Below are 20812 nucleotides of genomic sequence, written 5' to 3' on the forward strand. Positions count from 1 at the left end.
ATCCCCCTCTTTATACAAAAACAACAGAAAATTCAGTTTATTTATTTTGAACTGGTGGTTCTGTCTCTTTCATCGTTAATTCTCGCTCTAATACTGGCACCGGATAATCAACACCATCTTGCTTTTTCAATGTGATAGAATAAAGTGTTTGCATCGCTTGGTGATCCTTTTCTCTAAACTTCATCTTTCCTTTCGGTGTATCAAATTCCATTCCTTCCATTTTCTTAATTAACGTATCAACATCTGTATCACCTTTTGTTTTCTTTAAAGCTTCTACAATAGAAATTGCCGCTGACATTCCACCTGCTGTAAATAAATCTGGCACCGCACCATTAAATCGTTTTTTATGTTCTTCAACTAACCAATCATTCACCTTATTTTTCGGGAGTGTATGATAATAAACAGAAAAACCTTGCATTCCTACTAACGCATCCATCGTTTTTAATGCCGGTATATCTGGTGCACCGGTAGAAATTTTAATACCTTGCGCTTCCACATTCATATCTTTCAACTGTTTCCAAGGTGAATTTGCCCCAGCCCAAACGATAAATAAATAATCCGGTTTTGAGCTAATGATATTTTGAATATTTGCAGTGAAGTCAGTCGAATTCGTATCAGCATATTGCTCGTTTACAATATTCGCACCTAATTTCTTCGCTCCAGCTTTAAATGCAGCAATCCCTTCACGACCGTAAGCATTATCTTGTGCTAACGTTGCTATTTTCACATCTTTTTTAGCAATTGCTGCAGCACCAGCTACTGCATCTTGAGATGAATTTCTTCCTGTTCTAAAAATATATTTATTCCAGTTCTTTCCGGTAATACTATCAGCTACTGCCGGTTCAACAACCATAATTTTTTCATATTCTTCAGCTAGTGGTAAAACTGCTAATGTATCACTTGAACTAGACGATCCGACTAAAAAATCAACTTTCTCTTCTTCTAATAACTTCGTAGCTTTCTTCACTGCTACATCTGCTTTCGTTTCCGTATCTTCTACAACAAACTTAATCTTCTTCCCTTCCACTTTCCCAGTCCCACCCGTTGCATAGTCTAACCCTAATTCAAATCCGTTCACTGTTTGTTTTCCATATGATTCTAATGGACCCGTTAATGAAGCAAGAACACCTACCTTAATCGTCTTGTCACCCTCTGTACTTGTTTTCTTTCCTGAACAAGCTGCCGTTATTAATAACGAACTTAAAACACAACCAGTAGCCATCATTCTTAGCCATTTACGTTTTTTCATCGACATTGTGATCCCCCCATACTTTACTTTCTGATAGAGTCAAACACGCCAAAGTTACCCATCCGTAATTATGACTTTTTCTTTGAATCATACAAACAAATTTGTTAAAAAAATTTAATGAAGTACCTTTACATTCGCCACCTCTTTCCAAATACCTCCATTTACCATATATTCATCTAGTATTTTTCACCACCTAATTACAGTCGCTGCCCACGTATACCCAGTCCCGGCACTAACTACTACTGCAATATCTCCGGCCTGTAATTTCCCCTGTTCATTTGCAAAATGAAGACCAATACAAGGATCAAGCGCTGACATATGTCCATAATGATCTAAATATACAACTTGTTCTTCTGCTAGCCCTAGCCCCTGTATCAATTCTATTAACATAGAACGTTTTGTATGCAGTGGTAACAATACTTTAATATCTTTAGGAGTAAATCCACTTTTTCTTAACGCCTCCCGAATAACCTTGTCAAAATTAGGAGTTGAAACCCTGTCTAGACGTTCTTTCATACTAATAGGATCTATTACATCAATATAATGCTGTCGATTCTCAACTGTATCGTAGCTCGCAACCTGCTTCGATCCACCTGCTGGAATACGAACATCTTCATGAAATGAACCATCTGTTATAATCGCACTTCCTAATATTTCACCGTTTCTAGCGTCTTTTTTCACTAAAGCTGCACTTCCGCCATCAGCGAAATTAAACATAAAACGCGAGCGTGGATTATCATAATCTACAATTTGAGATTCTTTACATCCACCTACTAATAATATATTTTCAATTGAGTTATCGGAGTAGAGCATATCTTTTGCCACTTTGAGAGCAATAGGAAAGCAAGAACTAACATTCATAATTTCAAAAGCATAAGCATTTTTTAATCCAAGTTCATGCTGAATTTTTGGGGCACTAGACCATACGTGGTAATCTTTATGTGGACTGCCAAAATAAATGACTACATCAATAGATTGAGGATCTACTTGTGATAATATTGGCTTTGCAGCAGCAATAGCTAAATCTGATGCATGCATCGTTTCATCTGCGACATGTTTTTCATATAATCCAAACTTTTCTATAATAATGTGCTCAGGAATACCTGTTTTTTTAGATAGATCTGCAGCCGTCTCTACGTCTTTTGGGAAGAAAACACCAGTCGCTTCAATCCCAATATTCATTAGACTACTCCTCCTTCTTTTGGCACCATCATTGTAGCTACACCTGTTAATACTAAATCTCCTTTTTGGTTATGACACTCCGTTAACAATTTCAAAACTCTCTTTTCTATTATAAATTCTTGTACTGTAGCCGTTGCTGTAATTGTATCTCCTATAAAAACTGGTGCTGTAAATTTAATAGTTTGCTCCATATAAACGGATCCTTTTCCAGGTAAATGAATACCAAGCAATTGCGATAATAGACTAGAAGTTAGTAAACCATGTGCTATTCTTTGATTAAATCTAGTCTTTTTCGCATACTCATGATCAATATGGATTGGATTAAAATCCCCACTTAAACCTGCAAATAATACAAAATCCGTTTCTGTTATTGTTTTACTACATGACGCCTTTTGACCCGTGCTGTACATCGTCATCTCTTCACCTACTTTTCAATTGATTTGCTAACTGTGTTTTTTGAATTTTACCAGTTGCATTTTTAGGCAATTCTTTTAGAAAAACAATCTCTTTCGGTATTTTATATTTTGCTAGAAATAAACGACAATGTTCAATGACTTCCTTTTCAGTTAATACACTGCTACTTTTTTTCACAATAAAGGCGATTGGAGTCTCTCCCCACTTTACATGTTGCCTACCAACGACCGCTACCTCATATACGTCCGAAAGCTTATTAATGACTTGCTCTACTTCAAGTGGATAAATATTTTCACCACCGGAAATTATCATTTCTTTTTTTCTACCGACAATGTATACAAAACCATCTTCATCAACTCTAGCTAAATCTCCCGTATATAACCAACCATCTTGAATCGTTTCTTTTGTTGCATCTGGCCGATTCCAATACTCTTTCATTACATTTGGCCCTCTTATAAGTAACTCTCCAACTTCATCAATAAGTACATAATCACAAAACAAAACTGGTTTCCCAATTGAGCCTACTTTACGTCTTGCATCTTCTTCTGAAAGCATAAATACGGTTAGTGATGTTTCAGTCATACCAAAGCCTTGACCAAATAAAAATCCTCTATTTATAAATTCTCTCATCAACTCTTCTGGACACGGAGCACCACCGTTATAAAACCAGCGAACTGATTGCAAATTTGTAGTTCTAAAATTCTCACAATTCATTAATGCTTGATGAATTGTAGGTACTCCCATCACTACAGTCACTTTATGTTTTTCTATCATGGAAAGAGCTGTAGTTGGCTCAAATTTTCTCGGAACAATGATTACACCACCTGCAAATAAAGTTGGAAATGCGAATAAGCCAATCCCACCAATATGAAATAAAGGCAGTAATACAATGGAGCGATCGTGAATAGTTAGATCAATCGCAAATGTATTATTTAGCGCATTCCAAAACATATTTTCTTGTGTAAGTACAGCTCCTTTCGGTTTTCCAGTTGCCCCTGAGGTATAACATATAATAAAGGATGCGCTTTCATTTATCTCTTCAAAGTTATCAATTTTTCTATCTTCTATTTCTTTTAAACTTTTAATCGAAATCACACTTTGTACATACGATACCTTCTGCATTGACAGTGCCATATTTTGAAATGTTTCCTCTACAAATAAAACTGTAGTTCCACTATCCCCTAACTGAAATATAAGTTCATTTTCTGTTAACCGTATATTCAGTGGAACAGCAATACATTCTACTTTTGCTATAGCAAATAAAACCACAATATATTTCAAGCTATTTTGCGATAAAATAGCTATCCTTTTTGCACATGTAAATCGTAAATTAAATATGCAGCTACTTTATTTACATACTCATGTAACTGTTTATATGTCATTTCCTCCTCATCTGTAATAATGGCAATGCGATCTGGATGTAAATAGGCCCGTTTTTCAATCCAATAAGCAATGCCTTGCATATTTTCCCCACTCCCTTATCTCTTTCTCAATCCTTCAAATATTAATGACATCGCTGCTTCAAATACATCTTCCGGAACATCTTTCTCTTCCCAATACCCCCATCGCATTCCTAGAAATTGCCCAATTGACATAAGACAATACGCAATTGTTTCTTTATCAAATTGTTTAAACTCCCCCGCTTCCATACCAGCCGATAAACTTTTTAAAAATCCATTTGCGAGCTTTGCATAGTACCATCTATATAAGTTATCATCAACAACTACCGCCTGTTGTACAATGTTATATAGATTAGGACGATCTTTCACCCATCGAAAAAATGCTTGAAAACCTCTTCTTTGTGCCTCTTCGTAACTTGATATCCCCTTCATTTCTTCTTTAATAATTAAGCGTAACTCACGGTTCAATCTGCGAATCAATTCATCAAATATATCTTTTTTAGATGGAAAGTAATTATAGAAAGTTCCGTGCGCTACCTTTGCTTCTTGTGTAATATTCACGATAGAAGCCTCGTAATATCCTTTACTACCAAACACTTCTTCTGCAGCACACAATAATTTCTCTCTTGTTTCTAACCCTTTTGTTGTTAGATTTTTTACATCCATTATTATCTTTTCTGACACCTGAATCACCTCTTAGATTTGATTATAAATATATTTCTGAATTTTACAATTATTATTGTTAGACAAAATCTGCAAGCATTTTTTATACCCCAACAAAGGTTGTCTTCTTTTGACCAGCTATTAATTAGTAAGAATTTTATAACACATCCCTAATCAGAATGAATCAACGCCCCGTCAGTTAACTTTTTATACTTCCCTCCCTCTTATAACACCAAATATATTTAAGCAATATTCCGAAAGTAAATCCATATTTTACAAAAACTAAATATACTAATATAATAGTTAAGTGATTATCACTTAAAAGTAACGGATATGAGTGAGAAAATATTGTTTTATATACTTAGGAGGAATCATAATGAATTTTAAACATGTACTTGCAACAGGCTTAATTACCGCCACATTATTCGGTGCAACGAATGCTCATGCACAAACTGAACGTTTCATCGATGTACCAAAAGGGCATTGGTCTGAAGATTCGATTGACCATTTAACTGAACAAAATGTCATGAATGGTTATGGTAACGGAAAATTTGGATTTGGGGACAATGTAACTCGTGGGCAAGTAGCTGCGATTATTTCAAGATACTTAAAACTAGAAAATACCGGATCTACAAGTAAACATTTCTCTGATATTCATGGGCATATGTTTGAAAACAATATTAAAGCAGTTGCTCAAAAAGGAATCATGACAGGGGACAATAGCACTGACAAGTTTAGACCTGATGATACATTAACTCGATATGAAATGGCTGTTATCTTACAAAAAGCGTTTCATTTACCTGTAAAAACAAACAACCTTTTCTATGATGTTCCAAATAATCATTGGGCAACAAACTCTGTTCGTTCATTGTATAGTAATGGTATTACAAACGGAATTGGAAACTATCAATATGGCGGAAAACTGAATGTAACAAGAGAACAATTTGCAAAGTTTATGTATAGCGCAATTAATGTAAGTCCTTATTTTGTTCCTGATTCTATTCCTGCGAAAGATGAGGATAAGTATAAAGAAATTGAGAATATACTGATTGATTCTGGGTTTTTCAAACGCTCTTCGGAATATATATATAATAAACATGGTAAAGACGGATATGATAACATGATGTATTTTTATTTTTCTTCCTCAGATGATAGCGCATATAGAATGTATATTACAAGTGATGATCCGGTATTAAACGAGCCTGTGAAAAAAATCCTAAACACACTACTACCAACTAAAGCAGATTATCTGTACAGTCTAATTAAAAATCCTACTGCAAGCTCTCGAACAATAGAATTAGATGGTCGCAAAGTTGAAATTAGTAGAGGCTCTAATATAAGTGTTTCTCTTGGAAAACGAAAATACTAAAAGAGTGACTATTTAAAATGAATACAAGTATCTATATGCTTATTCACCAAAAATAAAAAGCTGCCACATAAGTCGTTTTCATCAACTTATGTGGCAGCTCCCTTTAATCTTAATTAGAATTAAGTTCCACTTTCTCTAACCCTTCAGCCAATTGTTTCTTATCTAGCCCTTCTCCTATTACTACCAAGTTCGTTGGGAAACCGAAGTCTTGTTCCAATAAAGTCGGTACCCCGAACGAGTATTGGAATAAGTGAGGATATTTGTCCCCATGAAATTTCACAAAACCTTTTACACGATAGATACTATCTGGTAAATTCGAAAGCCATTCGTATAATTTATCTTGATCAATTGATTTCGTAAATTGATATGTCATCGTTTGTATATGCAAATGCTGTTTTACATGTAGTGTCTCATGTTCCCCATCATTCGTAAATTCAACTTCTTCTATATCCTCTAAAGATATATTACAATACTTTGTTTCAAACAATTTCGCATGATTATTTATTGTTTTCACTTCTTCAATTACTTTGTTCTTATCCGCATCTGTTAGTAAATCTGATTTATTAATTAAAATATGGCTACCAAACTTCAATTGCTCATGTAATAATTGCTGAATGTTTGCACTTAATACACTTCGATTTAACCACCTTACTGCATCTAAAACGACTACAATTGATTTCACTTCCAGGAAAGGCGCTAAAATTGGTGATACACATGCATCTAACACTTCAATTGGATGCGCAACACCTGTCGTTTCTATATAAATGACATCTGGTCTTTCTTGCTGATATAACGAATGTAATTGTATTTCAAGCTCTTCTTTTAGCGTACAACAAATACATCCTTTCAGAAGCTCTCTTAAAACATTCTCTTTTCCAATAATATCTGTATCTACCGAGTATTCACCAATTTCATTCATTAATACTGCAACTTTTCTATTCTTCTTTTTCTCCGCTAACAATAAATTTTGTAATAATGTTGATTTTCCACTACCTAAAAAGCCACCTAATATATGAATTTCTACTTTTTTCATTTGATCGACCATCCATTTCTTTATTTCAAACGTATTCAAAGCGTAATAATTACGATTTATATTTATTATTTTATTAAAAGAGTGGTGATTTGTAAATATATGTTCACTTTTCGTTTACTTCATGAGCAACTCGAATTCCAGACTCTATTGCTCCTTGCATCCACCCATGTGTTAATGTCGTATGCTCTCCGGCAAAATGCACTTTCCCAGATGGTGGTGTAATATACGGAAATAACTCGAGTTCTTGGCCCGGTTCGAAAGCTGTAAATGCGCCGCAAGAATACGGATTTTGACTCCAGCTAAAAGATGCCCCTGTAACAAACTCACTATAAACGATGTCACCGTATATTTCCGCTAAATTTCTTAATGCATAACGAATGCGTTCACTATTCGGTAAACTATCCCATGTTAACGCCTCATCTGCCCACGTATAACTCGCTAAAACGGTAGCTGCCCCTGGTGTATGAATGCCATAACTCGGATAATATGTAAACCGTATAGGTAAATCTGTAATAGATTTACCGCCACATTGCCCCACTCTTTCCCAAAATCTACTTTTAAACTCTATCGCAATTTTAGTTGCAGCAATATAATTTAATTCACGAATTGCTCGTCTTTTATAATAAGAGAATAAATGATACGGCCGAACTTCTACAAATCGTAACGCTGAAAATGGAATTGTGATAATAGCAATATCACTTGTTATAGTAAATCGCTCTAACGTTTGCTCACGATTTCCTTGTAACATTACTTTATTATCTTCTTGTATAATTTTCTCTACTTTATATGACATAAAAATATTATCCTTTAGCTGTGGCAAAAATGAATTGGGTAATACATCCATTCCACCCGTTATCTCATAATATTTCGTCGTTGAAGTAAAAAAAATCATTTCCCGTAATACTTCAATTAAAGACATTCCCATATAAGCTTCCATATCAAGAAGTACCCCAATCATATCTATTGCACCGTCTGAATAATATTCAGTTAAAAATGAGCCGAGCGAATATGTTTTATACTTTTTTTCAACGATAATCCAGTTTTTATTAGGATCTTTTTTTATAAAATTTAGTATGGGTTCTAATACTACTAACATTAACTCTTCTGCCGTTTTCCCTTTTTCGTTCTCTAAAACAGGATATCCAAGTATACTTGGATTTTTTTCGAATATGCTCAATCTCGTTTTAATATTATTCGTATAAATAATATCTGAAGCGGTTTTATTTATAAACAGATTTAACGGTAATTTAAATTTATGAATATAAGCTAAAGTTAACTCGTGTGTTCCAGGAATTCGCATCGCCCCTGCATTAAAATATAAACCAGAGCTAAATGGTTCACGAATCGTATATATTCTTCCGCCTATTCGATTATTTGCTTCTAAAATTGTTATGTTATGCCCTGCTTCTTTCAATAACGATGCTGCAACTAATCCTGAAATCCCTGCACCAGCAATAATAATTTGCTTTGGATTCTTCGTTTTAACGAGCCCCACATTAATAATATGAAGCATTTTTCCCATCGTTAATGGCTGCATCATACCCTTTTCCCCTTTGATAAAGGATTTTATTGCATTATATTCCTTTAACTTACTTCCTATGTTTCATGCAAGAAATTGCAAGGATACATTTTCAAATACTTGAATATCTTTTATAAAATGTAATAAACTAGATATGACTCTATAGAAGTAAGACGTATTATCTTACATAATAAAATCAATGAAATTGCGAGGAATTTTGAAATGAAAAAAGGGATTAACCGTGTTGTATTAGTAGGAACAGGAGCAGTTGGATGTAGTTATGCTTACTGCATGATTAACCAAGCTGTAGCTGAAGAATTTGTTTTAGTTGATGTAAACGAGGCAAAAGCTGAAGGAGAAGCCATGGATTTAAGTCATGCAGTTCCATTTGCTCCAGCTCCAACTAGAGTATGGAAAGGCAGCTACGAAGATTGTAAAGATGCTGATCTTGTAGTCATTACGGCTGGATTACCACAAAAACCAGGCGAAACACGTTTAGATTTAGTTGAGAAAAACGCGAAAATCTTCAAACAAATCGTTCGTAGCATTATGGATAGCGGATTTGATGGTATTTTCTTAATCGCAACTAACCCTGTCGATATTTTAACTTACGTAACTTGGAAAGAATCTGGTTTACCAAAAGAACGCGTAATCGGTTCTGGTACAACTCTTGATTCTGCTCGTTTCCGCTATATGTTAGGTGAGTATTTCGATATTGGTCCACACAACATTCATGCTTATATTATCGGTGAACATGGTGATACGGAACTTCCTGTTTGGAGTCACGTATCAGTCGGTATTCAAAAACTACAAACGCTTCTTGATAAAGACAACACATACACGCAAGAAGATTTAGACAAAATCTTCATAAACGTTCGTGATGCAGCTTACCATATTATCGAGCGAAAAGGTGCAACTTACTATGGTATTGGTATGTCACTTCTACGTGTTACAAAGGCGATTTTAAACGACGAAAATAGCGTATTAACAGTATCAGCTTACTTAGAAGGCCAATACGGTCAAAAAGATGTTTATATCGGCGTACCTGCTGTTTTAAATCGCGGCGGTGTTCGTGAAATTTTAGAAGTAGAATTAAGCGAAGAAGAAGAATTAAAATTCGATCACTCTGTTCAAGTGCTGAAAGAAACAATGGCTCCAGTTCTTTAATATGCATAATAAAAAGCAATCCAATTTATTTTGGATTGCTTTTTTGTTTATTTTCTATTTTTTAATCGCTTCCTCATTATTTACATCAAGTACATCTAAGAAAAAGATGAAGATTGGTATCCCGATAATAAGCCCCCAGATTCCGAGGAAATGTTCTGAAAAGATGAGAATCATAAATGTATAAAAGATTGGTAAATTCGTTTTCGCAGACATAAACTTCGGATTTAAAAAATAACTTTCAAGAGCATGGATTACTGTAATGAACACAAGTATGTATACAACGTACATAACTCCGCCTACGTTATATGCAATAATACAAAGTGGAAACAAGGAAATGATTACCCCGGCAACAGGGATTAATCCAAGTAAGAAAATCATGACAGCTAATACGAGAAGCTGCGGAAATCCTAAAACAATTAATGCAATGACAGTAAGAATACAATTTACAACTGCAATTAAAAACTGCGCTTCAATTACTTTACCGAACGATCTTGCAAACCTTTCACCAAAATATGCAATCTCCTCATAAAAAACCTTCAGACTACTATCTTTAAATTTCGAAGTAAATGATATTATGCGTTCTTTTTCTAACAAGAAAAATAAACTTAAAATAAGTGAGAGTAATATTTGCAAACTGACTTTTCCTATATTTGCAATCGATTGATATATGACTTCTACACCTTGTTCTATATATTTTGATACTTCCATTCCGTTAATTGTCGAAAGTGCATATTTAATGATTTCATTATCAGGTGGGTTTTGAAAAAACAATTTAAATTGATAAATCAATTGTGAAATTTGTATCGTTAACACAGGTAAATATTTATATAATGTCGTGCCAATAAAGGAAACTAATATGATATACAAACAGGCGATAACAATTTTCCGGTTCACTTTCAATTTCTTTGAAATAAAACGTTGAAAACGATCCATTAAAAATGTCAGTATAAACGTAATTAATATTAAATTGATCATACTTTTTAATCCATATAATACTAACGCTACTATTATTAAAACGAGAAACCGTTGAAACCCTCTACTTCGAAAGAAATTTTTCACTTCATTCATTAAGATTTAACCTCCCCCTTCAGTGGATGGAAATTGAATATATTACATTTTATGAACTTCTATAGACAATCTTTCTTACTAATTAGAAAGAATCCTTTTTTTCTTTTTATATTGTTAGATTCTATTTACATTAGCCACCTACTTACTTCAATGGAGCTCTTTTTTTCGTTTACCCTTTTACAATTTAGGTGATTTTCTATTTTTAGACTGCTGTTCATACGCATAACAAATATTGAATAGTTCCTTCTCACTGAATTGCTTCCCGACAAACACTGCACCTACTGGCTCTCCATTGTTATCATATCCTGCTGGCACCGCTAATTCTGGATAGCCAGCTACAGCTGATAGAAGAACTTCATCGTTGTTAATCATAACTAAAGCATCCAAACCTTTTTCTACTAAATATCTATCTAGCTCTTTTCTTGCATTTTCTTGACTCGTTTGCACTACTTTTTCAAACTCATCTTTCGTTATAACAGATTTTTCAGACGCCTCAATTAATGTTTGTCCATATTTTATTCGTCTATTACTATCCTTTTTATTAAACGCTATAATCTCTTCTAACGATTTTACCGGTACATTTTTTTGCTGTGAAAAATAATCGTTAACATTATGTTTGAATTCATATTCTAATGTTTGCAGATTATCTACACCCTCGCTGTTTAACTGAATATCATCAGTCAATATCGCACCTGCATCTTGAAGGTCTTTTCTAATCTTTTCTGCTACTTTCTTTCTATTCTCATCTTGTTGATCTATTGAAAAAAGAACCCCTATTTTTTTCCCTTTCAATCCATCTATTGATAAATCCTTCGTATAATCAATTCTTTCTTTTTCTTTCATTTTTTCTGTCATAGTATCTTTTTCATCATAACTTACCATTATGTTAAATAACGTTGCCGCATCCTTTACCGTTCTTGCCATCGGCCCTGCTGTATCAAGCGTTTCAGCTAACGGAATAATGCCTGATCTACTCACCATACCTAGTGTTGGACGTAATCCAACTACTGATTGCTGCGTCGCTGGTGCTACAATTGATCCAGTCGTTTCTGTCCCGATTGCAAGCGGCGCAAAATCTGCCGCAACTACTGTAGCAGATCCAGAGCTTGATCCTGATGTATCAAACGTAATCGGACCGTACGGATTCAAATTTTGTCCTTTTTTCCCGCTATATCCGCTAGGCATTGTAAAGGATAAATAATTTGCCCATTCAGACATATTCGCTTTTCCTAAAACAAAAGCACCTTCTTCTTTCAACTTCTTCACGATTGTCGCATCTTCATCTGCAATCCAATCTTTTAACACATACGTGCCCGCACTTGTCGGCATCACCTTTTCTGTTTGTACATTATCTTTTACGATAACCGGCATGCCGTATAAGTTCGATTTCTTATTTGAAGACCTTTCTTTATCTAACTTTCGCGCTTCTTCCATTGCATTTGGATTAATCTCTGTAACAGCATTTAATGATATTCCATTTTGGTCATGTTCTTGTATTCTAAAAAGATAAATACTCGTTAACTCTTCATATGATAATTTTCCATCATCAATCATTTTTTGAAGCTCGTTCACAGTCGCATTTACAACCTCTTTTTCTTTTATCTTCACATTATCTATGTTAATCCCTTTCAACTGATTATGTATCGGTTTTAACACTCTATCTTTATCATATACGATACGCTCAGGTTCCTTTGGAAAATAATTTTTATACACGTAATATCCTCCGGCACATGTCAATAGGACGATACTCCCAGCAATTGACAGCGTTATCTTTATCCACTTTTTCATGCTGTTTCCTCCGCTCTAAAAGTTGCTCCATTGTATTGAAAAAGAGAGTTATCCTCATAACTCTCTCTAATTAGAATGCTAAATGAAAAAATAAAGGATTTCAATTTCATTACTTCTTTTTTTGCATTTGCTTCGCTAATAATTCTTTCACTTGATTATATGATAATCCCGAATTTTCATTTAAACGTTTTACTTCTTCAACATCAGTACCTACCACTGTATACTTTTTCTCATCATTCATTTTCCCACTTCCCTTTCGATTATTTCTTATATTTTTCCCCTAAACTCTTATTAATTAACACAAATACAAATACGGAAACTGGACGAAATTCAATAGCTAAAGGGAATTCAGTTACATAAGAGGAAAAGATAAAAAAATGTCGAATGTATATACTTGTTAAATTTAAGGGCTTGGAGGGTACATTTTGAAAACATATGAGTTTGAACATAACATTCCAACATTAGAAGAGTACAAATATTTGTGTGATTCTGTTGGATGGACTGATTATATGAATTTTGATGTAGCAGATACTTCACTGAAGAATTCTATTCACTGCATCACAGTGAAAGATAATGAACAAATAATTGGCATGGGGCGAATTGTTGGTGACGGATCTATCTATTTCTATATTCAAGATATAGTAGTTCATCCGGATTATCAGAAACATGGTATCGGGAAAGAAATCATGCATCGTTTAGTTGCATACTTACATGAGAATGTCCCTGATAAGGCGTTTGTCGGTTTATTTGCATCAGAAGGTAAAGAATCGTTCTATGAAAAATTTGATTTTAAGGATTACTCACCAAACATGACGGGGATGTTTACTGTCATTACAAAACAATAAACATAACAGATTTTTAATTGTAAGGAAAAACTTCGATTCATATGAAGGAAATCGTTCTTGCAGTAAGAGTTTAACATTGCATACGAAAGGAGAGTACATATATGACTAATACGTACTCTCCTTTTATTTAACTTTTTATATATTAAATTTCTTAATAAAATTTCACTACATCTTCAGTAGGTAAGAAAGTTCTTTCTCCTGGTTGTTCATTTGGCTCACCAAATGGCATTTGTCCTACTAAGCTCCACTCCGCTGGAATGTTCCAAGTTTCTTTCACTTCAGCATCTACGATTGGATTGTAGTGTTGCAGGGATGCACCAATTCCTTCAGCCGATAATAACATCCATACAGTATGCTGTAACATTGCATTTCCTTGATGAGACCAGAATGGGAACTGATCTTTATATAATGGTGCATTTTCTTGCATTTTTTCTACTGTTGCTTGATCTTCAAAGAATAACACAGTCCCAACACCTGTATGGAAACCTTTTAATCTTTCTACAGTCGCTTCAAAGTTTTCTGCTGGTACGCGGGCTCTTAGTGTTTCTTTAACAATATCCCAAAACTTTTCATGTTCTCCATCCATTAATACAACCATACGACCACTTTGCATATTGAAAGATGTTGGTGCGTGTAAAGCTGTTTGTAAAACTTCTTCAATTCTTTCTTTCGTAATTGCATCGTTTTTTGTTACTTTACGAATAGAACGACGGTTCACGATTGCTTCTTTTAAATTTGTTGTAGTTGCTGACATGTTAATTCCTCCAAATATTTGTTTTATAATTTATTTTGTTATTTCATAACAAGCGAATTAGCAATATCCATCTGTATTACATTGCATACCTTCAAATGAATTTGTTTTATCCTTTTCAATTTCTTTATCGATGACTCTTTGTAGCGTTTCTTTACTAGCAAGCCCTTGAATGACTTCATCTCCAATCATGACAGTTGGAACAGCCATAATATTTGCTTCATCATATGCATGCTGAATTGCTTCTTGATGCTTTTCTTTATATTTACGAGTTACTAAAGCATCTTTAAATTCAGCTTCAGGAAGACCTACTTCTACCGCTAATTTTGTTAAAACATTAATATCTTCAATGTTTTGCTCTTCTTGGAAAAATGCGGTGAATACGCGGTGATGATACTCATTTCCTAGTCCACGTTCTTTCGCAAATTGACATCCTTCGAAAGCTAAATGTGTATATGGATGCGGTGAAACACGCGGCAAACGCATATCGATTCCTAACTTCTTCGCAGTTGGAAGAATAAAAGCATCCCATGAGCCTAATTTTTCTGGCTCATTCCATGGATCTATTTTTGAATATGGACTTGGACGTAATTCAAATGGCATCCATTCAATTTCTACATCTTTCTCTTTCGCTACTTCATCTAATGGACCTTTTGCTAAAAAACAAAATGGACATATAAAATCTGAGTATACTTTCATTTTTACAGTCATACTTTTACACCTTACCTTTATAGTTGTAATCAAATCAGTTACATTAATAATAAAAAAATATAAATATGATTTAAGCATTCATTTTTTCTTGCAAAGTTTCAAACAAATGCCCCATCGTAATATTTCTCAAAATTTCTTCCATCGCGGATTGCGCTTGTATTAATATAACTTCTAACACCCCTTGAATATTTGCTCCAATTGGACAATCTGGATTTGGTTGCTCGTGAATATGAAATAGTTTGTCTTCTTCGACTACATTTACTGCATGGTATACATCTAACAATGTGATTTCGTGTAAATCCTTTAATAATCCCGCACCACCTGGACCGCGATTTACATATACAAAACCAGCTTGTTTCAAGTACGACATCATTTTACGAATGACTACTGGATTTGTGTTTACACTTTCAGCTATATAGTCTGAAGTACAAAGTGAAGATGGATTGTTTTTCAAAATAGATAAAATATGAACAGCTATAGAAAAGCGGCTACTAATTTTCATCGTGATCACCACCTCGATGTAATCATTATAGTTACAACAAAAAGATAAGTCAATCCTTTTCATAGATTTTTTATAAGCAAATTAAAAAGTGTCCCATTATGATATATGAGACACCTCTTTTTATTCTGCAAATAGCGCTTGAAATTCTTCAATAAATAGCTGCACAGCGATTGAGGAATCCTTTAATGAAGGAACAGCTAAAGCAATTTCTCTCCATACTTGTGGTTCCAATTCTCTCGTTTGCACATTCTGTGGTAAATTCGTTAAAGATAATTCGGCTAATATTGCAATACCTAACCCTTCTTGAATCATATTTAAAGCTGTAGTAACGGTCGATATTACATACTCAGCCCGAAGTGGTACGTTGGCTTGTTTAAACATATCAATAATGGGTGGTTCGTATCCACCCTTACATAATATGATCGGTTCATTCTCTAAATCGCTAATTGCAATAGAGTCCTTCTTAAAAAGAGGATGATCATCTCTTAAGATAGCAACCATTTTCCCCTTCGTTAATGGGACAATCTCCATCTCTTTATTAGGCAAAATGACAATTCCTATATCAACAACCCTCGATACTAACCAATCTTCAACTTCTTTAATCGTTCCTTCACAAAGAACGACTTCTAAGTTCGGATACTTCTCCTTAAAAAGGTTTATCATTTTGGGTAAGAAATGTGCAGAAGCACTCGGAAAACTCCCAATTCGAATCGTCCCAACTTCGTGTCCTTTCTCCATCGCAACTTCTTGTTCAATCTTCTCTACACCGTTCAAAATCTCTCTAATATGCACAAGAATTCTGTTTCCTACATCCGTAACGATTAGCCCTTTTCGTTTATCACGTATAAGAATCGTAACTCCTAACTCTGACTCAATACTTGAAATCGCATGACTTACAGCTGGCTGCGTCATATTTAACACCCGAGCAGCCTTCGTAAAACTACCTAACTCAACAGTTTTTATTAATACTTGCAGTTGTGTAATGGTCATAACTAATCACTTATACTCCTTATAAAAAAGATTCATTTTATTTATTACAGTCGATATCATATCATAGTGAAATGAATAACAACAAGGAGGTCTTACCGTGACACAGCTTTCTCGAACTAAGACGGCCATAATCCTTACCTTTCTCGTTTTCATGTGGGGAATCAATTGGCCTTTATCTAAGTTTGCCCTGCATTATACACCACCCGTTTTATTTGCAGGCGTTCGAACTTTAATTGGAGGATTCATTTTACTTCTTTTCGCATTACCGAAATACAAAGAGTTACACTTAAAAGAAACTTGGCATTTATACGTTATTTCTTCTTTACTTAACATCATTATATTTTACGGATTACAAACTGTAGGCCTTCAATATATGCCCGCTGGGTTATTTTCCGCCATTGTATTTCTACAACCTGTTTTACTCGGCATTTTCTCATGGATTTGGCTTGAAGAATCTATGTACGGCTTAAAAATTTTCGGGCTTGTTCTTGGATTTATTGGCGTAGGTGTCATTAGCTCTAGTAGTTTAACTGGACATATTTCTATTATAGGAATCCTTCTCGCGATAGGATGCGCGATTGGCTGGGCACTTGGAACAGTATTTATTAAGAAGACTGGGCACCGCGTTAATTCCATTTGGATGGTAACACTGCAGCTTATTATTGGCGGGCTTTGCTTAATTGGATTTGGATCAGAGTTTGAAAGCTGGTCTAGTATTGCTTGGAGTATACCGTTTGTTAGTGTTCTACTCTTTATTTCATTCTTTGTAATTGCAATGGGATGGCTTGCATACTTCACTCTTGTTGGAGCCGGTGAAGCAAGTAAAGTTGGGGCTTATACATTCCTCATTCCACTAATCGCTATTATTGTAAGTTCAATTTTTTTACATGAGGCCATTACTATTAGCTTATTCATCGGACTATTATTTATTGTTGTGAGTATTTGTTTCGTAAATATAAAGCCGAAAACACTTGCTGTAAGGCAGCAGGTTGAAGTGAAATAAAAATGAAAAAGAGCCTGCTGTTTGTAGGCTCTTTTTCACCCTTACTTACCTTTTACGACGTACTACAAAAACACACGCAACTACCGAAGATACAATCGCCAAAATAGATAGGGCAATTGCTATCAATTGCATATTACTAGTACCTTCATTCTTTTCTACATTAGACACTTCACCATGTTCCCCTGTTAATGACGTACCTTTTGCAATTGTAGTAAGTGAATGTGGTTTTTCAGCTTTTTCATCGCCTGTCCATTCAACAATTTCTCCGTCTTTATATTGTTGATATGCATCCCAAGCTATTTTTTGTTCTTTATCCGGATTTTTAGCGACGAAAGTAAATCGCTGGAACTGACCGGGTAAAATCCCCTCTCCTGTTGCTTCCCATACTACAGTTTTAACTTTTCCAGCATTATCTTTCTGCTCTTCCACTTTCCATCCTGGCACTGGTTCATACTGTTGGAACTTTACTCCAGACGGTATTTTCAATGTAACTTTTGTCGTTGCTACATTCTTCTCAACTGGTACTTTTATCGTGTAAGTCTCCCAAGAATTAACGTCCGAAGCTTCTGGTTTCACAGTGACGTGCGCACTAACAGGTAACGAAAAAATCCCCATTGCAATTATTGTTGCGATCATTGTTGTGCCAAATTTTTTTATACGTTTCATTTTCTATTAGCTCCTTTTTATCTATACCTTCTCTTTATCTGCCGCCTACAATAAATTTATAATCCGTATCAAAGCTATCAAGAGATTTTGTTAATCCATGCACTTTTATATTCCAGTTTCCTGTCATATTAATATACATACCTTCCGCTTCATATTCTCCTGGTGACACGGCCGAAACTTTAAATGAACCTTTTCCCATGTTCATATCCAATGATTGTGTAGTTAAAATAATTTGCTCCATATCAGTAACAGGTTGTCCGTTCTCATCCTTTAAAGTAATATGGAATGTATTTTGTCCTACTTTATTAGGACTTACATGTAAAGTAAGTTCATATCCATTATCTAATTGTTTACTCTCTGTAAAAGGTCCAGTAGGTGGCATCGGCGGTGTTTGTACGTTTGTCATAAAAGCTACGATTACGAAAATGATTATTCCAACGATAAACTCTACTTTCACCGTAGCGCCTAACCCTTGCTGTGCTCTCATTTTTCCTTTCACATAATGAACAATTCCTAATATCCCCATGAAAATGAATAATAGTATCTTCGCTAATAAAGCTAATCCATACTTCGTATCAAATAACGAGTGGATTGTTGGTATAAAGAATGTACTGTTAAAAAGACCTGTTATTAAAATCACGATGACAGCACCTGTTGCCCACGGCGAAAAACGCTTAATCATATCCCAATACATACTCCACTTGTCATCCTCTTTACGTAAAAGAAGAATAATGGTTGATAGACCGCCAATCCATAATGAAGCTGCAAATAAATGTAGAAAGTCCATAACGACCGCAATCTCTTTAAACTTTAAACCAAATGCATGACTATTAAAGGCTTTCATAACAAGTATCCCGATAAACAATAGTATTGGAATGCTCCATACTTTAAACGACGACAACTTCTCACACTTCATCGCAAAATAAGTAACAATTATAAGCGAACTAATAAGAACCATTTGAGTAATCCATACATATCCAAAAACAGAAAGCTGTAATGTTTCTTTTAATAGTAATGGATCGAATGCTTCTAACCATGAAACATCAGCATTTATTTTCGCTTGCAATGGTAGATTGAATAATAAGCTAATCAATATACCCAATAATGAGATCCATATTATGTTCTTACTTCTTGATCGAACCGAGGTTGCATTCCCTTTATACATAATAAGATTAAAGAATAGCACTCCTATAAATAGTGAGAAACTTGTATATAAAACTCCACGTTCCATAATCATATCTATTTTCGGGACATACCCCATCTCTTCTACTTGTATATCGTCTGCTCCCGCTTCCTCTGACCCAATTCGGAACGGAATAACTCCTTGAATAGGATGCCCGTCAGCAGAAATCACTTTCCACTGAATAGAGTAGAGTCCGTTTTTCAAGTTTTCTTTTAAGCCTACTTCTAATATTTTTTTGTTTTTCTTATCGATATGAGCATCTTTTAAATCTACTCTTGTACCTGAGGTATCTCTTACAAACAATGTATTAAAATGCGAAACTTGTATATCCTCATCAAATTCAATTTTCACTACAGATGGTGCTTTCTTCAACGTTTCATTTTCAGCAGGGTTTGATTTCACAACGTACGCATGAGCAGATGCACTTTTGGGTATCAATATGATAAGTACACACGCAATTAATAGCCATGCCCCTAACCTTCTCATTACTTTCACAATCATTTCACTTCTTCCTCATCACTATCTTTTCATTCCTTAGACTTCCCAAGTTTCCTTCTCCGACGAAATATTAACCTGATTAAATAAAAATTTCTATACAGTGTAACTTTTTATTTCTATCTCACCTCTTAACTTCCAATACAATAGTAACTACCTTCATGGATACAACTTACATTTTTAAAGCAGATTGTTATTATATCATAAAATATATTTATGTAAGTTCCTAAAGAAGAAAAGTTATCGTGAATCATTTGTGAAAAAAGTGTGAAATACATAAATAAAAAAGGTATTACGTTATTACGCAATACCCTTCTTCCATCATAAAATTTCTTTACTTCTCTTCTGGATAATCACAATACTCAATGATTGTTCCCTCTGTATCCGCTGGGTTAAGATATATTAATCTTCTACCGTGCTTATTAATTCGAAGTGTATGCTCTAACGTTCGAATACCTTGTTCTTTTAACTCTTCTAAAGCTACATCTAAATCATCGACACGATACGCAACGTGATGAACACCTTTACCTTTTTGTTTTATAAATCGTGCAATTGGAGATGTCGTATTATTCGTAGGCGCAAGTAATTCAATTCTATCTCCATCCACTTCAAGAATGGCTACTTCGCTTTCCACACCAGGAGCTTCACTTACGTAACGATCTATTAAAGTTCCTAACAACACCTTTTCATAAAAACGTATCGTACTTTCTATATCTCGAACTGCGATGCCGATATGATCAATTGTTTTTTTCATTATATTTCCCCTACTACTTTATTTTCTTTCATTATTAATAGTAACAAAAAAAGTTATAGA

Annotated in this window: 20 protein-coding genes and 1 pseudogene; 4 read left to right on the forward strand and 17 right to left on the reverse strand. The window is 34.5% G+C overall.

Annotated features, from left to right (window positions below):
- Positions 1–37: 37 nt before the first annotated feature.
- From JDS99_RS22280 to JDS99_RS22300, 5 genes and pseudogenes are all read right to left on the reverse strand, one after another.
- Entirely contained in the window at positions 38–1255 is a 1218-nt protein-coding gene (locus tag JDS99_RS22280) for a substrate-binding domain-containing protein (protein WP_088608631.1), read from the reverse strand.
- A 180-nt stretch (positions 1256–1435) separates the two neighbouring features.
- The gene (locus tag JDS99_RS22285; protein ID WP_088608632.1) at positions 1436–2431 is read right to left on the reverse strand and encodes a 3-oxoacyl-ACP synthase; all 996 of its coding nucleotides are present in this window, start codon (positions 2429–2431) and stop codon (positions 1436–1438) included.
- Positions 2431–2847 (reverse strand): MaoC family dehydratase, encoded by a 417-nt coding sequence (locus JDS99_RS22290; protein ID WP_088608633.1) that lies wholly within the window; start codon positions 2845–2847, stop codon positions 2431–2433. Before JDS99_RS22290 ends, JDS99_RS22285 begins: the two co-directional genes overlap by 1 nt.
- 4 nt (positions 2848–2851) lie before the next feature.
- Positions 2852–4308: pseudogene (locus JDS99_RS22295) on the reverse strand (o-succinylbenzoate--CoA ligase).
- Positions 4309–4323: 15 nt separating this feature from the next.
- Positions 4324–4929, reverse strand: coding sequence for a TetR/AcrR family transcriptional regulator (locus JDS99_RS22300; RefSeq protein WP_116442951.1), 606 nt, complete (start codon positions 4927–4929; stop codon positions 4324–4326).
- A gap of 355 nt (positions 4930–5284) precedes the next feature.
- Between JDS99_RS22300 and JDS99_RS22305 the strand changes: the two genes are divergently transcribed.
- A complete protein-coding gene (locus tag JDS99_RS22305) occupies positions 5285–6277 on the forward strand; it encodes an S-layer homology domain-containing protein (protein WP_199695720.1) in 993 nt (330 codons plus the stop codon).
- Between the two features lie 109 nt (positions 6278–6386).
- Here JDS99_RS22305 and JDS99_RS22310 read toward each other — a convergent pair whose 3' ends face one another.
- Together JDS99_RS22310 and JDS99_RS22315 are read right to left on the reverse strand one after the other, a co-directional pair.
- Entirely contained in the window at positions 6387–7310 is a 924-nt protein-coding gene (locus tag JDS99_RS22310) for a CobW family GTP-binding protein (protein ID WP_088063048.1), read from the reverse strand.
- Positions 7311–7413: 103 nt separating this feature from the next.
- Positions 7414–8850 (reverse strand): flavin monoamine oxidase family protein, encoded by a 1437-nt coding sequence (locus tag JDS99_RS22315; protein WP_199695721.1) that lies wholly within the window; start codon positions 8848–8850, stop codon positions 7414–7416.
- A 201-nt stretch (positions 8851–9051) separates the two neighbouring features.
- Here JDS99_RS22315 and JDS99_RS22320 point away from each other — a divergent pair, with 201 nt between their 5' ends.
- Positions 9052–9996: an L-lactate dehydrogenase gene (locus tag JDS99_RS22320; RefSeq protein ID WP_000715320.1), complete on the forward strand. Its 945-nt coding sequence runs from the start codon at positions 9052–9054 to the stop codon at positions 9994–9996.
- A gap of 54 nt (positions 9997–10050) precedes the next feature.
- On the opposite strand, the gene JDS99_RS22325 is transcribed toward JDS99_RS22320, so the two are convergent.
- The 3 genes from JDS99_RS22325 to JDS99_RS32430 all read right to left on the reverse strand — a co-directional run bounded on the left by JDS99_RS22325 (position 10051) and on the right by JDS99_RS32430 (position 13093).
- The gene (locus JDS99_RS22325) at positions 10051–11064 is read right to left on the reverse strand and encodes an AI-2E family transporter (protein ID WP_199695722.1); all 1014 of its coding nucleotides are present in this window, start codon (positions 11062–11064) and stop codon (positions 10051–10053) included.
- A gap of 177 nt (positions 11065–11241) precedes the next feature.
- Entirely contained in the window at positions 11242–12852 is a 1611-nt protein-coding gene (locus JDS99_RS22330; protein ID WP_199695723.1) for an amidase family protein, read from the reverse strand.
- 109 nt (positions 12853–12961) lie between these two features.
- Positions 12962–13093, reverse strand: a complete 132-nt coding sequence (locus JDS99_RS32430; RefSeq protein ID WP_000997338.1) for a hypothetical protein — start codon at positions 13091–13093, stop codon at positions 12962–12964.
- A 184-nt stretch (positions 13094–13277) separates the two neighbouring features.
- Between JDS99_RS32430 and JDS99_RS22335 the strand changes: the two genes are divergently transcribed.
- On the forward strand, positions 13278–13697 hold the full coding sequence (locus JDS99_RS22335) for a GNAT family N-acetyltransferase (RefSeq protein WP_199695724.1): 420 nt from the start codon (positions 13278–13280) through the stop codon (positions 13695–13697).
- A 151-nt stretch (positions 13698–13848) separates the two neighbouring features.
- On the opposite strand, the gene JDS99_RS22340 is transcribed toward JDS99_RS22335, so the two are convergent.
- The 4 genes from JDS99_RS22340 to JDS99_RS22355 all read right to left on the reverse strand — a co-directional run bounded on the left by JDS99_RS22340 (position 13849) and on the right by JDS99_RS22355 (position 16651).
- The gene (locus tag JDS99_RS22340; RefSeq protein ID WP_076536822.1) at positions 13849–14451 is read right to left on the reverse strand and encodes a nitroreductase family protein; all 603 of its coding nucleotides are present in this window, start codon (positions 14449–14451) and stop codon (positions 13849–13851) included.
- A 57-nt stretch (positions 14452–14508) separates the two neighbouring features.
- Positions 14509–15159, reverse strand: a complete 651-nt coding sequence (locus tag JDS99_RS22345) for a DsbA family oxidoreductase (RefSeq protein ID WP_147786320.1) — start codon at positions 15157–15159, stop codon at positions 14509–14511.
- A 70-nt stretch (positions 15160–15229) separates the two neighbouring features.
- Entirely contained in the window at positions 15230–15661 is a 432-nt protein-coding gene (locus JDS99_RS22350) for an Rrf2 family transcriptional regulator (protein ID WP_199695725.1), read from the reverse strand.
- A 120-nt stretch (positions 15662–15781) separates the two neighbouring features.
- Positions 15782–16651 (reverse strand): LysR family transcriptional regulator, encoded by an 870-nt coding sequence (locus JDS99_RS22355; RefSeq protein WP_199695726.1) that lies wholly within the window; start codon positions 16649–16651, stop codon positions 15782–15784.
- Positions 16652–16748: 97 nt separating this feature from the next.
- Between JDS99_RS22355 and JDS99_RS22360 the strand changes: the two genes are divergently transcribed.
- Positions 16749–17654: a DMT family transporter gene (locus tag JDS99_RS22360; protein ID WP_000192802.1), complete on the forward strand. Its 906-nt coding sequence runs from the start codon at positions 16749–16751 to the stop codon at positions 17652–17654.
- A 45-nt stretch (positions 17655–17699) separates the two neighbouring features.
- Here JDS99_RS22360 and JDS99_RS22365 read toward each other — a convergent pair whose 3' ends face one another.
- The 3 genes from JDS99_RS22365 to JDS99_RS22375 form a co-directional block, all read right to left on the reverse strand.
- Positions 17700–18320 (reverse strand): YcnI family copper-binding membrane protein, encoded by a 621-nt coding sequence (locus JDS99_RS22365; protein WP_199695727.1) that lies wholly within the window; start codon positions 18318–18320, stop codon positions 17700–17702.
- Between the two features lie 34 nt (positions 18321–18354).
- Positions 18355–20004: a copper resistance CopC/CopD family protein gene (locus JDS99_RS22370; protein WP_199695728.1), complete on the reverse strand. Its 1650-nt coding sequence runs from the start codon at positions 20002–20004 to the stop codon at positions 18355–18357.
- A gap of 328 nt (positions 20005–20332) precedes the next feature.
- Positions 20333–20752, reverse strand: coding sequence for a VOC family protein (locus JDS99_RS22375; RefSeq protein ID WP_073518019.1), 420 nt, complete (start codon positions 20750–20752; stop codon positions 20333–20335).
- Positions 20753–20812: the final 60 nt, after the last annotated feature.

The organism is Bacillus cereus group sp. N6 (genome assembly GCF_016483705.1).
In the GTDB taxonomy this organism is placed as follows: Bacteria; Bacillota; Bacilli; order Bacillales; family Bacillaceae_G; genus Bacillus_A; species Bacillus_A wiedmannii.

Coding starts and splice junctions, on each gene's coding strand:
- JDS99_RS22355 (WP_199695726.1), bottom strand. CDS start 16,651: ATGACCATTACACAACTGCAAGTATTAATAAAAACTGTTGAGTTAGGT.
- JDS99_RS22340 (WP_076536822.1), bottom strand. CDS start 14,451: ATGTCAGCAACTACAACAAATTTAAAAGAAGCAATCGTGAACCGTCGT.
- JDS99_RS22325 (WP_199695722.1), bottom strand. CDS start 11,064: ATGAATGAAGTGAAAAATTTCTTTCGAAGTAGAGGGTTTCAACGGTTT.
- JDS99_RS22280 (WP_088608631.1), bottom strand. CDS start 1,255: ATGTCGATGAAAAAACGTAAATGGCTAAGAATGATGGCTACTGGTTGT.
- JDS99_RS22320 (WP_000715320.1), top strand. CDS start 9,052: ATGAAAAAAGGGATTAACCGTGTTGTATTAGTAGGAACAGGAGCAGTT.
- JDS99_RS22290 (WP_088608633.1), bottom strand. CDS start 2,847: ATGACGATGTACAGCACGGGTCAAAAGGCGTCATGTAGTAAAACAATA.
- JDS99_RS22370 (WP_199695728.1), bottom strand. CDS start 20,004: ATGATTGTGAAAGTAATGAGAAGGTTAGGGGCATGGCTATTAATTGCG.
- JDS99_RS22350 (WP_199695725.1), bottom strand. CDS start 15,661: ATGAAAATTAGTAGCCGCTTTTCTATAGCTGTTCATATTTTATCTATT.
- JDS99_RS22345 (WP_147786320.1), bottom strand. CDS start 15,159: ATGACTGTAAAAATGAAAGTATACTCAGATTTTATATGTCCATTTTGT.
- JDS99_RS22285 (WP_088608632.1), bottom strand. CDS start 2,431: ATGAATATTGGGATTGAAGCGACTGGTGTTTTCTTCCCAAAAGACGTA.
- JDS99_RS22315 (WP_199695721.1), bottom strand. CDS start 8,850: ATGATGCAGCCATTAACGATGGGAAAAATGCTTCATATTATTAATGTG.
- JDS99_RS22305 (WP_199695720.1), top strand. CDS start 5,285: ATGAATTTTAAACATGTACTTGCAACAGGCTTAATTACCGCCACATTA.
- JDS99_RS22365 (WP_199695727.1), bottom strand. CDS start 18,320: ATGAAACGTATAAAAAAATTTGGCACAACAATGATCGCAACAATAATT.
- JDS99_RS22375 (WP_073518019.1), bottom strand. CDS start 20,752: ATGAAAAAAACAATTGATCATATCGGCATCGCAGTTCGAGATATAGAA.
- JDS99_RS22310 (WP_088063048.1), bottom strand. CDS start 7,310: ATGAAAAAAGTAGAAATTCATATATTAGGTGGCTTTTTAGGTAGTGGA.
- JDS99_RS32430 (WP_000997338.1), bottom strand. CDS start 13,093: ATGAATGATGAGAAAAAGTATACAGTGGTAGGTACTGATGTTGAAGAA.
- JDS99_RS22330 (WP_199695723.1), bottom strand. CDS start 12,852: ATGAAAAAGTGGATAAAGATAACGCTGTCAATTGCTGGGAGTATCGTC.